We start from the raw sequence: 12,653 nt of genomic DNA, 5'->3' as shown, positions 1-12,653 counted from the left end.
GTTATCTGCGACAACTATCGCAGATGTGCCCGCCACGACACAGACATGTCCGTCACAACATCGTGCCCGCGCGACCAACGTGCTAGCCGGCGACGCGTCGCATCACTGCTTCCAATGGCCCCCGCGTGAACCGCCACGACCACAGCCACGCTGCGCCCGTGGCCAGCATCAGGAACAACAGCGCCCACAGCAGCACGGTCGGTAGCGACGCGCTGCCATCGAGCAGGCCCAACCATTCCAGCGTCCCCATGCCCAGCAGGATGTGGCCGACGTACAGGGTCAGGGTCATTCGCCCTGCTGCAGCCAGCGGTTCCAGCCAATCCCCCGGATACCGGCGGCTGACCCAGAGGCATGCGGCAATCGCGCTGCAGGCTGCGCCCGCACCGGTCAACACGTAGGCCGGTCCCGGCGGCATCGGCTGCGTTCCCAGCCACGGCTGCCAGGGCGTTCCCTGTGCAAGGTGCTGCACGGCCTGGCCTGCGCCGATCAGCAGCAGGCCCACCAGCAGCAACGCACGCTGCACCCGCGGTTGTGACAACGGCAGGTGCGCCAGCAGCATGCCCAGCAGGAAGAAGCACATCCAGGGCAGCAAGGGATGGAAGCCGTTGAACAACAGGTTGCGCGCGGCACCCGGCCATTGCCAGAGACCGGCATATTCCAGCGTCTGCCAGTTCCAGCCCTGGCTGTAATTCCAGTGCAGCAGTGCCCAGAACGACCCGGCCGCGAGGCCGGCGATGCTGGCCAGCAGCACCCGTGGCGACGCACGCAGCCACAGCACCGCCAGCGCGAAATACACCGCGTAGTAGTGCAGGATGTCGGCCGGGAACAGGGTCAGGTTGAGCAGGCCCAGCACCAGCAGGAACAGCGCGCGCCGGCAGGTCTGCGCGCTGGCCGGCATCCAGCCAAGGCGCTGCGTGGCCAGTACCAGGCCAAGTCCGGCCAGGGTGACGAAGGTCGCAGAGGCCTTGCCTTCCAGCAGATGGAAGAAGCCGGCCAGCCAACCCTCACCCTCTGCCGGCACGGCCATCGCCAGGCGGAAGTTGACCAGCACCATGCCGGCCAAGGCCAGGTAACGCGCCAGATCAACGCCGAGCAATCGCCGCTCAACCGCGCTCATGCGCGTGCACCGAGCAGCAGCGCGAGCAGGCCAGGGTCCAGCGGAGCCTCATCGGTGCCACCGGCTTCGCCCAGCCCCCGGCGCAGCGCATCGCTTTCGATGGCATCCAGCAGCACCTGCGCCTGCAGTGCCGGGGCCAGTACGGGACGCCGGCGTTCACGCTGTGCCACCTGCTGCAGGGCTTCGGCCAGCACAGCCTGCAATTGCCTGCGATTGGCCGCAAATGCCTCGGCCACGGCCCGATTGCGTGCGCTCTCGGCCAGCACTTCGACGGCGAGCGTCGCCCATTCCGGCTGGCTGCACAGTGCGTGGAAGTCCTGCAGGAACGCCAGCACCTGCGTGCGATCACCGTCGGCCGCGGCCAGCCGCTGCAGCAACGGCGCCAGTTCCTCGCTTTCGGCCACGGCCACTGCAAGGATGATCGCTTCCTTGCCGGGGAAGTGGTTGTAGAGATTGCCCAGGCTGACGCCGGCCGCCTGCGCGATGTCACGCATGCTGGTCTGGTGGAATCCCTTGGCGAGGAAGCACTGCAGGGCGGCCTGCAGGATCTGCTCGATGCGTTGCGCGTTGCGGTCGGCTCGGTTCATGGCGCCAATAGTGAACGAACGTTCGTCCAACTTGAAGATGGCAACCCGTTCATCAGCGAGCTCCGTTCAGCCGGCCCTTGACCTCAACTGCGGTTGAGGCCCGATGCTGCGCGGCCCGTTCCAAGCCCAAACCGGAGAGACTTCATGCCACGGATGATCACCGCCCTGCTCGACAGCCGCCTGCTGTGGTTCCTGGCCCGACTGCTGCTGGCGGTGGTGTTCCTGTCATCGGGTCTGGCCAAGCTGCTGGCGTGGGACAACAGCGTGGCCGAAATGCAGGCGGCCGGGCTGCAACCGCCTGTGCTGTTCAACCTCGCCAGCGCCGTGCTGCTGCTGGGTGGCTCACTGTGCCTGCTGCTTGATCGCCTGCTCTGGCTGGGCAGCGGCGCGCTGGCGGTATTCATGCTGCTGACCATCGCCATCGTGCATGCCTTCTGGACCAAGCACGGCACGGAACAGCAGCTGGCCCTGTTCTTCGCACTGGAACACCTGAGCGTGGTCGGTGGCCTGATCTGCGCGGCCATCGCCAGCCGCGCGCGGGCTCAGAAGAACTCGTCGAGCAGCCGATAGAAAGCCAACCGGCGCTCGTCGGCCACAGCGCCGTAGCGTTGGAACAACGGTGTGACCCAGCGCGTATCACCGAAGTTGTGGACCAGGCTGCGCGCGGCCAGCGCCAGGTCCTGGTAACGGTCGGCCACGCCCAGTCGCCCACAGTCGATGAACCCGCTGAAACGCCCCTCGGCCACCATCAGATTCGGAAGGCAGGCATCGCCATGACTGACCACCAGATCTTCATGATCGGGCCGTGTGCTGCACAGTTGGGCGAAGACCTGCTGTGGACTCTGTCCCAGGCGTTCGTCATCGAAGTCATCGGCGTCCACGCGCCCCGCCTCGACCCGTGCCTGCGCGGCCGGCAGGCGCGAGGCCAGCCGCTGATCGAACGGACAGGCTGCTACCGGCAACGCATGCAGCCCGCGCAGCGCGTCGGCCAGTATCTCCACCCGTTGCTGCGGCGCGAGTTCCGGCGACGAGGCCAGATCGCGGCCAGGCAGCGCGCTCATCAGCAACCAGCGCCGGCCCGTTTCTTCGGCCGTGGCAATCACCGTTGGCGCCGGTTGTCCCTGTGCCTGCAACCAGCGCAGCCGCGCGATCTCATCGCCCAGCTCACTGAAGGCGTCGATCAGTTCCGACTTGAGAAAGGCATCGGGGCGGCCCTGCCGCAGCACGCGGGCAACGTCGGCCCGCGAAACACCCATCGACTGCCGCTCGATGCGCGCATCCGCCAACGCCTTCTGCCACGCCAACGGCAGCGGCATGCCATCAGGGGTGGCGTTGTGCTCGTCCATGCCAGGAGATTCCTGTTGCCGGTGACCCTACGCATTCTCGCTCATGCTGGCGCACATCGCCCCGCGTGCGGGAGGCAGCCTGAGCGAGCTGACCGGGCCGTCGGCGGCCACTGCGTCCCAGCGCATGCAGCAGCGACGGCTGCTGCCACGGCACCGGTGCCAGTTCGACGACACGGCCTCGACCCTTACCGCCGAACGCGGCGGCCTGCGCGCGTTCGCCAAGTGGAGCACCGTTCTGGCAGCCGATCGTGGCTGCCGCAGTACAACGAGGAAGCAATATGAAATTAATGGTCATCGGCGCCAGCAAAGGCCTGGGACGCGCGTTCGTGGAAGGCCTCTGTGCCAAGGGTGACACTGTGATTGGCGTCTCGCGCAACCGCCCGTGCGGCATCGCCTGCCCTGACGGCGTCACCCTTCAGTGGATCGAAGCAGACCTGTCCCGGCCGACCGTGGCTGCCGACCACATCGCAGCGCAGGCACCGGCCGATATCGATGTGCTGATCCACAACCTGGGCATCTGGGAAGACAAGGCCTTCAGCGGCGAGTACGCCTTCCTCGATGAAAGCGACGCTGCACTCACGAAGCTGGTCGACGTCAACATCACCGCGACCCTTGTACTGCTGCAACGCCTGCTGCCCCGCGTACTGAGCGCAGCGCGCCCGCAGCTGGTGCTGACCGGTTCGACCTCGGCCCTGCCTCGCAGCGGCCGCCCGGAAGTGGCGTTCGGCGCCTCGAAGTTCGCCCTCAACGGCATCGCCGATGCGCTGCGCGAGGGCTTCCGCGATCGCCGGCTGGCGGTGACCAGCCTGCAGTTGGGCTACCTCAACACCGATGACGCCTTGTCGGTGCCGGTGGCCGAGGCCGCAGCGCGCGGCGACGGTGAGCAGGTGCCGGTCCACGATGTCGTGGCCATGGTAAGCGCCCTGTTGCAGCTGTCATCCTCCGGCTTCGTGCGCGAACTGGTGCTGCCCGCCATCGCCGACCCGCGCTACTGACCTTGCCGGCCGCCGCAGAGCACCCTCAGTGGCCGCGCGCGCGGTCGTGGTTTACCCTGCTGGTCACTGGCCGTCGGTCACAGGCGGGAACCTGCTATGGATGCGCTTTCACGGGTCTCGGCCCAGGTCCTGGACAGCGCCCTGCCCAGCCTGCCGCTGTATCTGCTGCAGGCCACGGCAGTGATCGGCATGATCGGCGTGCTGCTGATCGCCACCCGTCGCGCCGGGCACGCCATAGAAGGCCGTCGCCTGTATATCGGCGTAGCGCTGGGCCTGATCTACCTGTTCAATTCCTGGTTCGTGGCCCGTTATTCCCAGGGTGTCGTCAAACTGCACCTGGGCTTCGACATCCTGCTGGTCAGTGGCCTGCTGGGCGGCTGGCGCGGCGGCCTGGCCTGCCTGGCTGCCGCCCTGCTGGCCCGCTACCAGTTCGTCGGTATCCCGTTCTTCCTGCCTGCCAGCCTCGAGGCCGTGTTGCAGATGGTGGCGGGCGTCTGGCTGCGCAGGCACCTGTACCCGCGCATGCTCAACGAGCTCTCGCCGCGCATGATCCTGCAGGCATGGTCCGTGCGCATCGGGGTAACCGCTCTGGGTTTGGCGCTGGGTGTGGCGATCATTGGCGCCGATCAACTGCCGGTGGCCGAGCTGGCGATCCAGCGCGTGCTGGCACTGCCGGTCTCGCTGCTCGTGCTCGGCGCCGTATTCGCGCTGGTCTACAACGATGCCCAGATCGATGCGCAACGCCAGCGCGAACAGGCCTGGCTGCGCATCGATCCGATCAGCGGGCTGCCCAACATGCGTGCGCTCGGTGAACGCCTGCAGCAGTACTGGCGGGATAACGACGGCACCGGCAAGGCCTGCCTGATCGTGGCCGAGATGGGCAACCTGCGCGATCTGCGCCTGCGCTACGGGCCGTTGCAGGACAACGGCCTGTGGCAGCGCGACAGCACCGAAGAGGTGCATCGGTTGCTGCCCTCGCTGCCGGCTGCGCAGCTGGAGATCTACCAGTTCGGTGATGCCGCGCTGGCGATCCTGGTGCGCGGCCTGACCTTGTCCACACTGCGCACGCAACCGCCGATCACCGAGCTGGCCAGCAACCTGGCTGATCGGGTCGGCCGCGATTGGCCGGGCTTCCGGCCGCTGTTCCGCTGCGCAGTGGTTGAATTGAAGCCCCCTGCTGATGCCGACGAAGGACATCTTCCGTTCCGCGCCATCACCGTGGCACTGAGCGCGATCGAGTCGGGCGTGGTGTTTTTCGATGACCCGATCCAGCGCGACAGCGAGATCGACGCCCTGATCGAGGTTGCCCTTGAGCACTGGCTGCAGCAGGGCAATGCGCCGCTGTGCTACCAGCCCAAGCATCGCCTGCAGGACCGCCAACTGGTCGGCGCCGAAGCACTGCTGCGCATGCGCGACGGCGAAGGCCGGCCGATTGCCCCGATGCGGGTGATCTCGCTGCTGCGCCGGCAGGGGCGGCTGGCAGACCTGGAATGGGCCACGCTGCGGTCGGCGGTGCACTTCCTGCAGCACTGCCGGCGGGACGGCGCGGCGCTGACCATTGCAGTCAATGTTTCAGCCGAATCGCTGCGCCTGCCCGACTTCGGCCTGCGCCTGCAGGAGTTGCTGCAGCTGCATGACATCCCCGGTGCGATGCTGCGCCTGGAGATCGTCGAATGGACCGAAATCGTCGAGCGCGACGTGGTCGATGCCAACTTCGCACAGCTGCTGGCAGCCGGGGTCACCCTGTCGCTGGATGATTTCGGCGCCGGCTATTCAACCCTGATCCTGCTTTCGCAGCTGGCCATCGCCGAGGTCAAGATCGAGCAGGCGCTGATCGCCACGCTGTCCGACGCCAAGTCGCAGTCGATCGTGCGCTTCATCGTCGAGGTCGCGCACCGCTGCGGCGCGATCGTGGTGGCCGAGGGTACCGAGACCCTGGCCCAGGAACAGAAGCTGCGCGCACTCGGGGTGGATGTCGGCCAGGGCTACCTGTACTCGGCGGCGCTGCCGGCCGACGAGTTCCGTCGCTTCGCAGCCGGCTAGACCGCGTAGAACCCCAGGAACATCGCCACCGCCGATTCGGCCACGCGCGCACGTTCCTGCGCGGTCAACGGTGGCTGCCCCATCGTGACCTGCGGCCAGAACGCGAAGCTCTTCACCAGCCCATGCAACTGGGCGCCGGCAAAGTCCGGATCCACCTCGCGCAGGCGGCCATCGGCAATTGCTGCGCGGATCCAGGCACTCTCGCCGCTTTCCTTCTCGCCCATGCGGCAGACGATGGCCTGCGCGCGCTCCGGTGAATGGATGATCTCGGCCATCGCGACCCGCGCCAGATCGATGAAATTCCCATCGCTGAGCAGGTCCAGCTTCTGGCCCAGCAACTGCAGCAACTGCGTCTGCAGCGGCTGGTCGGCGCGGTATGGCAGTGCGTCGCTGGCCACGCTGCGCTCCCACAGCTCCTCCAGGATCATCGAGAACAGTGCTTCCTTGCTCGGGAAATGGTTGTAGACGGTGCGCTTGGAGACCCCCGCCGCCTCGGCGATGCGGTCCATGCTGGTCGCCTCGTAGCCCGATGCACGGAACTCCTCCACCGCCGCGCGCACGATGGCGTCACGTTTGCGGTCGGTCAGGCGTTGCGGGGCACGGGACATGGCGGAACCGGATAACTGAACGGATGCCTCCATTTTACACTCGACAGTGTACTTTTGAAAAACACGAAACTACACTGTGCAGTGTACTCAGCGGACGTCACCCATGAAGCGCCTGCTCCTTGTCCTCCTGCTCGGAATCCTCGCCGTGACCGCCTACACCTTCTGCAAGTCCTGGTCCCTTCCCGACTTCCCCGATTCGCCGCAGTACCGTGATGGCAAGTTCCGCAATGCCCTGCCCCGTCCGGCGATGGGCCTGCGCGACGGCGCGGAGATCTGGTGGACGTTCCTGTTCAACAAGCCCAAGGGCACCGTGCCCGCGCACCCGATTCCGGTGAAGCCGCTGGACCGCGCCACGCTGGACGCCGCACCGGATCGCAGCCTGTTCCGGCTGGGGCACTCCACGATCCTGCTGAAGCTGCGTGGCCAGTACTGGCTGACCGATCCGGTGTTCTCCGAGCGGGCCTCGCCGGTGCAGTGGATGGGGCCGGCACGCTTCCATGCACCGCCGATCAGCATCGACGCGCTGCCGCCGATCGCCGGTGTGATCCTCTCGCACAACCACTATGACCACCTGGACCATGCCGCGGTCATGCAGCTGGCCGGCAAGACCGCGCGCTTCATTGCACCGCTCGGCGTCGGCGACCAGCTGGTCGCGTGGGGGGTGGATGCGCGCAAGGTCGAGCAGCTGGACTGGTGGCAATCCACCGAAGCCAACGGCCTGCGCCTGACCGCGACCCCGGGCCAGCACTTCTCCGGCCGCGGGCTGGGTGACAGCGACCGCAGCCTTTGGGCGTCGTGGGTGATCCAGGACGGTGACTTCCGCATTTTCTTCAGCGGCGACACCGGCTACTTCGACGGCTTCAAGGCCATCGGCGAGAAATACGGTCCGTTCGACCTGACCATGATCGAGACCGGCGCCTATGATCCGCGCTGGGCATTCGTGCACATGCAACCGGAACAGACGCTGCAGGCGCACCTGGACCTGCGCGGCAAGTGGCTGCTGCCGATCCACAACGGCACCTTCGATCTTGCCCTGCATGCATGGCAGCAGCCGTTCGAGCGCATCACCGCATTGGCGGCCGCAAAAAATGTACCGGTGGCCACGCCGATGATGGGCGAAGCGCTGGACATGCAGGCACCGCAGGCGGGTACGCGCTGGTGGGAGACGGTGGAGTTGTAACCGGCGTGACGGGGCGTCATGTATCCCAAGGCCCTGTAGAGCCGAGCCATGCTCGGCTGCTTCTGAAACGTGTTCAGTGGAAGTCAAGCAGGCTCAGCTCTGGCGAAACTGCAGGTAGAGACGCTGGCAGCATTGCTGACATCAAAATGCACCGCTATCAACTCGGCTTCCGGGAGCGCCTTCTGGACCTGCGCGCATGTGTCACGCACGACATCGTTTGCGGCCGTTCCCTCTCGCCAGAATCGCAACGCCAAGATGCCCGGCAAACCGCTGCCCAGCAATGCATCGTCACATCCCGACTCTGCAAGACATCGCTCAAATGCACTGAGATCTTCTCCGGTATCGGGCACCCGATACATCAGCGTGAAGCTGAATTCCATCATCAATCCATTTCAGACCTGAGGTCGCTATCAATCAGCGTATGACCTAGCCGGCAGGCGTCCAGAGCCACATGCGTCAGTCCCATCGATGAATCGTGACTCAAGCCCACGAAGGAGGCGACCGGGGATCATCCGCAACCTATTGCAGCGCGTCATGTAACCGATTACATCCCTTGCTAGCGTAGCGCTCGCCCGATACCGGCAGAACCTGCGAGGCTGTACGTAATGACATTGCGCGCCGAACGCCCCAAGCTCTCCCGCTCAGCCATTCCATGGCGAGCTGCCGCCACCCTGCTGTTGGCCGCCCTGGCCTCCAGCGCACAGGCACAGCCCCTTCCCCCGCGCAGCCAATGGCAGGCCAGCAGTTCCTCCCAGCAGGTGCCGGCGATGGCGATCAGCCACCTGATCGACGGCAACCCGAAGACCGTTACCGGCGGTGCATTCAGTCCGGGCCACTGGTTCCAGATCGATCTCGGCACGCCTGCAACGCTGGCCGGCGCGCGCCTCACCTGGGATGTCTCCAATCCGGAAGGCTATTCGCTGCAGACCTCACTGGACGGCAGGCAGTGGCAGACCGCGTACACGATGGCCGATTCGCTGGGCGACGTGGAAACGCTGTACTTCGCGCCGCGCCAGGCGCGCTACCTGCGGCTGGCCAGCCCGCAGCGCACTTCCGATTGGGGCGTGTCGATCTTCGAGATGGAGCCGCTGGACAGCACGCTCGGCGCACGCATCAGCGGTATCGATGCAACGCAGGCAGCGGCGCTGTGGCTGGGCGGCGCTGCCGTCGCGATTCCCGTCGGGAAGCCAGGCGCCCATGCGCTCGAGATCACGCTGCCGCAGGCCCAATCAACGGCTGGCCTGGTGGTCGACTGGGCCGATGGCGCACGAGGCGCCGCCCGACTACAGGCGCAGGATGCACAGGGCCGTTGGCAGGACCTCGCACACGATGCACAGGCGGCCAGTCACCGGCAAAGCTGGCTGGCCGCCACTGCAGCACAACCATTGCGTGCTTTCCGCCTGAGCGTGGACGGCGCTGCGCCGCAGATCGCACGCCTGCGCCTGCTCGGTCCGAAAGCCGTGATGACGCCGATGAAGCAGTATCAGATCGTCGCCAGCGGCGCCCAGCGCGCATTGTTCCCGGCCTCGCTGCAGATGCAGCAGACCTACTGGACGGCCGTGGGTGTGCATGCAGGACGACAGAAGTCGATCTTCGATGAGTACGGCAACCTGGAAGCCTTCAAGGGCGCACCGCTGGTGCAGCCCATCTGGCGCAATGCCGATGGCCAAACCGCCGGCGCCGCCGGGCAGGCCATGCAGCATGCCCTGCGCGACGGCTGGAAGCCGATGCCCTCCGCCACCTGGTCACCGCAACCCGGCCTGCAGCTGCGCAGTGAAGTATTCGCCATCGAGCGCGATGGCCAGCCGGTGACCTTCCTGCGGCATCGCCTGCAGAACACGGGAAGCACGAAGATCGAAGGCACGCTCAGCCTGGTCGTGCGCCCGATGCAGATGAATCCGCCATGGCAGAACGGCGGGCTGTCCCCGATCCGCGAGGTGACCATCGACGGGCAGGCCCTGCGTATCAATGGGCGCACGCTGCTGCAGTCGCTCACGCCGGTGGCTGCGTCGGGCGCGGCGCCATTCGGCAAGGATGGCGCAACGGAGATCACCGCGACCCTCGCTGCCGGCCAGCTGCCTTCCACGCAACAGGCGCGTGATGACCAGGGGCTTGCCTCGGCTGCATTGAACTACCGCGTCTCGTTGGCGCCGGGAACCAGTGATGCCATCGTGGTCGCGTTCCCGTTGGGCACCGCCGCCGCCGATGCCAATGGCGTGCTGCCCGAAGCGCCTGCGCTGGATCTGGCCACGCTGCCCCGCGATGCCAATGCGGCGTTTGATTCACTGGCCACGCAGGCGTCTGCGGACTGGCAGGCACGGCTGGGCCAGGTCGGCCTGCGCCTGCCCGATCCGTCGCTGGTGGACATGCTGCGCGCGCAGGCCGCCTACATGCTGATCAACCAGACCGGTCCAGCCATGCAGCCCGGCCCGCGCAACTACAACCGCTCCTTCATCCGCGACGGCATGGCCACCTCGGCGGTGCTGCTGCGCATGGGCGAAGCGCGTGTCGCGCGCGATTACCTGGCCTGGTACAGCGAACACGGCGTGCATGCCAACGGCCTGGTCTCGCCGATCCTCAACGACGATGGCAGCGTCAACACCGGCTTTGGATCGGACATCGAGTACGACAGTCAGGGCCAGTACGTCGCGCTGGTGGCCGATGTCGCGCGCCTGGACGGCGGCCCCGAGTCGGTGCGTGGCTATCTGCCGAAAGTGAAAGCAGCGCTGCGCTTCCTGCAGGAACTGCGCGAACGTACGCTGGTGCCCGGTTACAAGGCTGACCAGCCTTCGCCGGAACGGTTCGCGGGCATTCTTGCGCCGTCGATCAGCCATGAGGGCTACCCCTCGCCCACCCACAGCTATTGGGATGACTACTGGGGCCTGAAGGGCTGGCACGACGGCGCCTGGCTGGCCGAATCGCTCGGCGACCACCAGACCGCAGCCTGGGCGCGCGAACAATACAAGCTGCTCTACGACGCACTGCATGCCTCGATCCGGGCGACGATGGCGTGGAAGGGCATCGACTTCATTCCCTCCTCGGCCGACCTGGGCGATGGCGATCCCACCGGCGTTTCGATCGCACTGGACCCGACCGGCGCACAGAGCGTGTTGCCCGCCGAGGCGCTGCGGACCACCTTCGCGCGCTATCTGGACGATGTGCGCAAGCGCAGCCAGCCCGGTGCGCTGTATGCGTACACCCCGTACGAGATCCGCAACGTGCTGAGCTATGTGCACCTGGGCCAGCCGCAGGTCGCCGATGAGCTGCTGCAGGGGCTGCTGCAAGACCGGCGCCCGCTTCAGTGGCAGGTGCTGGCCGAGGTCGTGCACTCACGCCTGCGCTTTCCTCGCTACCTGGGCGACATGCCGCACACCTGGATCGGTGCCGAATACGGCCGCACGCTGTTCGGCATGCTGATGCGCGAGGACGATGATGCGTTGTCATTGCTACCGGGCACACCGCCTTCGTGGGTGGCGGGCGATGGATTGGCGGTGGAAGGCCTGCCCACCGCGTATGGCACGTTGCAGATGCAGGCACGGCAACGCGACGGCACGCTATCGATCACGCTGGGCGAGGGCCTGCGCAGTGGGACGGCGGTGAAGGTCTGGTGGCCGGCGCGGACGACGCCGAAGACCGTGCGTGTGGATGGGCGCGACGTTACCGCGTTCGATGCGGAGGGCATGCGCCTGGCAAGACCATTCAGAACGCTGGAGGCGCGTTGGTAGAGCAGCCGAGCATGGCTCGGCTCTACAGAAGCAGCGGTAGCGCCGGGCCACGCCCGGTGTCATTGCAGCGTCGGCAAGCCCGGCGGATTGGTCTGCGATTGCGGCACCGCCTCCTCGGCCACGTTCCAGCGCTTCAATGCCTGCGCATAGGTGCCGCTGCCGATCTGGGTGTTCAACGCCTGCGTCACCGCATCGGCCAGGCCGCTGCCCTTGCGCGTGGTCACCGAGATCGCCGCAGCGTTCGGCCAGCCCCCGGGGAACAGGCCCACGCGCCGCACCTTGCCATCGCGTGCCGAGTAGGCGCCGGTGGCATTGGGCTCGAACGAGACATCGGCGCGGCCAGTGATCACCGCCAAGCGGCCGACCACGGCGTCATCGAAGTACTGGTACTCCACCGGTTTCAGGCCGGCCGCAATGTTCTGCCGGTCCCACTGCCGCAGGATCTGGTCCTGGTTGGTGCTGGCGCCCACCACCACCTTCAGCCCGGCCACATCAGCGGGTTTCTCGATCTTCTGGATGGGCCCATCGCTGCGCGTGTAGATGCCCAGAAGATCGTAGCGGTAGCTGGAGAAGTCGAACTTCTTCTTGCGCTCTTCGGTCACCGTCACGTTCGACAGCACCGCATCGTACTTGCCCGATTCCAGCCCCAGCGGCCAGTCCGCCCACGCGACCGGCACGATCACCAGCTTCAGGCCCAACGCATCGGCAATCAGCCGCGCGATGTCGGGCTCGATGCCGACCACGTCCTTGCTGTCCGCGCCGTAGTCGGCCAGCGGTAGCTGCCCCGGATGGGTGGCTACGGTAAACGCACCAGGGGTGACGAACTGATAGCCGGCGGGGATCAACGCCTGCGCCTTCGGGTCAAACGTGCCCTTCAGCACGGCCGTGTTCGCACCGGCCAGGCTGGTCGCGGCCACGGTGCCGGCATCCGGTGCCTGGCGTACGCGCGAATAGACGATGCCGGCAATGCCGATGACCAGCACCGCCACGATCAACAGGGTGCTGCGCGAGGGGCGACGCGGTGCTGCAGGGCTCATGGTGTTCCTTCCGGG

The 12,653-nt window shown here is 66.6% G+C and carries 11 protein-coding genes; 5 read left to right on the top strand and 6 right to left on the bottom strand.

Annotation, left to right across the window (positions count from 1 at the left end; translation table 11 throughout):
* Positions 1-82 precede the first annotated feature (82 nt).
* Both AC5P5V_RS11285 and AC5P5V_RS11280 read right to left on the bottom strand, forming a co-directional pair.
* Positions 83-1,117 carry a heparan-alpha-glucosaminide N-acetyltransferase domain-containing protein gene (locus AC5P5V_RS11285; RefSeq protein ID WP_134967978.1) on the bottom strand — a complete coding sequence of 345 codons (1,035 nt, stop codon included), beginning with the start codon at positions 1,115-1,117 and terminating at the stop codon, positions 83-85.
* Entirely contained in the window at positions 1,114-1,704 is a 591-nt protein-coding gene (locus tag AC5P5V_RS11280; protein WP_134967979.1) for a TetR/AcrR family transcriptional regulator, read from the bottom strand. The genes AC5P5V_RS11285 and AC5P5V_RS11280 overlap by 4 nt, the downstream gene beginning before the upstream one ends.
* A gap of 144 nt (positions 1,705-1,848) precedes the next feature.
* Between AC5P5V_RS11280 and AC5P5V_RS11275 the strand changes: the two genes are divergently transcribed.
* Positions 1,849-2,274 (top strand): DoxX family protein, encoded by a 426-nt coding sequence (locus tag AC5P5V_RS11275; RefSeq protein ID WP_134967980.1) that lies wholly within the window; start codon positions 1,849-1,851, stop codon positions 2,272-2,274.
* Here AC5P5V_RS11275 and AC5P5V_RS11270 read toward each other — a convergent pair.
* Complete coding sequence (locus tag AC5P5V_RS11270) at positions 2,247-3,050, bottom strand: APH(3')-II family aminoglycoside O-phosphotransferase (protein WP_134967981.1); 804 nt, start codon at positions 3,048-3,050, stop codon at positions 2,247-2,249. The genes AC5P5V_RS11275 and AC5P5V_RS11270 overlap by 28 nt on opposite strands.
* Before the next feature lie 278 nt (positions 3,051-3,328).
* Between AC5P5V_RS11270 and AC5P5V_RS11265 the strand changes: the two genes are divergently transcribed.
* Positions 3,329-4,045, top strand: coding sequence for an SDR family NAD(P)-dependent oxidoreductase (locus AC5P5V_RS11265; RefSeq protein WP_134967982.1), 717 nt, complete (start codon positions 3,329-3,331; stop codon positions 4,043-4,045).
* A gap of 96 nt (positions 4,046-4,141) precedes the next feature.
* Positions 4,142-6,088, top strand: a complete 1,947-nt coding sequence (locus AC5P5V_RS11260) for an EAL domain-containing protein (RefSeq protein ID WP_134967983.1) — start codon at positions 4,142-4,144, stop codon at positions 6,086-6,088.
* On the opposite strand, the gene AC5P5V_RS11255 is transcribed toward AC5P5V_RS11260, so the two are convergent.
* Positions 6,085-6,696 carry a TetR/AcrR family transcriptional regulator gene (locus tag AC5P5V_RS11255; protein WP_088497299.1) on the bottom strand — a complete coding sequence of 204 codons (612 nt, stop codon included), beginning with the start codon at positions 6,694-6,696 and terminating at the stop codon, positions 6,085-6,087. The two genes, AC5P5V_RS11260 and AC5P5V_RS11255, sit on opposite strands and share 4 nt — an antisense overlap.
* 103 nt (positions 6,697-6,799) lie before the next feature.
* On the opposite strand from AC5P5V_RS11255, the gene AC5P5V_RS11250 reads away from it, so the two are divergent.
* A complete protein-coding gene (locus AC5P5V_RS11250) occupies positions 6,800-7,876 on the top strand; it encodes an MBL fold metallo-hydrolase (protein WP_134967984.1) in 1,077 nt (358 codons plus the stop codon).
* A gap of 83 nt (positions 7,877-7,959) precedes the next feature.
* On the opposite strand, the gene AC5P5V_RS11245 is transcribed toward AC5P5V_RS11250, so the two are convergent.
* Positions 7,960-8,256 carry a hypothetical protein gene (locus AC5P5V_RS11245; RefSeq protein ID WP_134967985.1) on the bottom strand — a complete coding sequence of 99 codons (297 nt, stop codon included), beginning with the start codon at positions 8,254-8,256 and terminating at the stop codon, positions 7,960-7,962.
* A 225-nt stretch (positions 8,257-8,481) separates the two neighbouring features.
* On the opposite strand from AC5P5V_RS11245, the gene AC5P5V_RS11240 reads away from it, so the two are divergent.
* Positions 8,482-11,601, top strand: a complete 3,120-nt coding sequence (locus tag AC5P5V_RS11240; RefSeq protein WP_231352689.1) for a discoidin domain-containing protein — start codon at positions 8,482-8,484, stop codon at positions 11,599-11,601.
* A 59-nt stretch (positions 11,602-11,660) separates the two neighbouring features.
* Here AC5P5V_RS11240 and AC5P5V_RS11235 read toward each other — a convergent pair whose 3' ends face one another.
* Positions 11,661-12,638, bottom strand: coding sequence for an ABC transporter substrate-binding protein (locus AC5P5V_RS11235; RefSeq protein WP_061477870.1), 978 nt, complete (start codon positions 12,636-12,638; stop codon positions 11,661-11,663).
* Positions 12,639-12,653: the final 15 nt, after the last annotated feature.

The sequence above is a fragment of the Stenotrophomonas sp. YJH_SMC_130 genome (assembly GCF_059369035.1).
Note: the sequence above shows the minus strand (reverse complement) of the source record. Positions and strands in the feature narration are given on the sequence as shown.

Bases quoted from the DNA above. Each gene is read 5' to 3' on its own strand.
- AC5P5V_RS11285 (WP_134967978.1), bottom strand. From the start codon at position 1,117: ATGAGCGCGGTTGAGCGGCGATTGCTCGGCGTTGATCTGGCGCGTTAC.
- AC5P5V_RS11280 (WP_134967979.1), bottom strand. From the start codon at position 1,704: ATGAACCGAGCCGACCGCAACGCGCAACGCATCGAGCAGATCCTGCAG.
- AC5P5V_RS11275 (WP_134967980.1), top strand. From the start codon at position 1,849: ATGCCACGGATGATCACCGCCCTGCTCGACAGCCGCCTGCTGTGGTTC.
- AC5P5V_RS11270 (WP_134967981.1), bottom strand. From the start codon at position 3,050: ATGGACGAGCACAACGCCACCCCTGATGGCATGCCGCTGCCGTTGGCG.
- AC5P5V_RS11265 (WP_134967982.1), top strand. From the start codon at position 3,329: ATGAAATTAATGGTCATCGGCGCCAGCAAAGGCCTGGGACGCGCGTTC.
- AC5P5V_RS11260 (WP_134967983.1), top strand. From the start codon at position 4,142: ATGGATGCGCTTTCACGGGTCTCGGCCCAGGTCCTGGACAGCGCCCTG.
- AC5P5V_RS11255 (WP_088497299.1), bottom strand. From the start codon at position 6,696: ATGTCCCGTGCCCCGCAACGCCTGACCGACCGCAAACGTGACGCCATC.
- AC5P5V_RS11250 (WP_134967984.1), top strand. From the start codon at position 6,800: ATGAAGCGCCTGCTCCTTGTCCTCCTGCTCGGAATCCTCGCCGTGACC.
- AC5P5V_RS11245 (WP_134967985.1), bottom strand. From the start codon at position 8,256: ATGGAATTCAGCTTCACGCTGATGTATCGGGTGCCCGATACCGGAGAA.
- AC5P5V_RS11240 (WP_231352689.1), top strand. From the start codon at position 8,482: ATGACATTGCGCGCCGAACGCCCCAAGCTCTCCCGCTCAGCCATTCCA.
- AC5P5V_RS11235 (WP_061477870.1), bottom strand. From the start codon at position 12,638: ATGAGCCCTGCAGCACCGCGTCGCCCCTCGCGCAGCACCCTGTTGATC.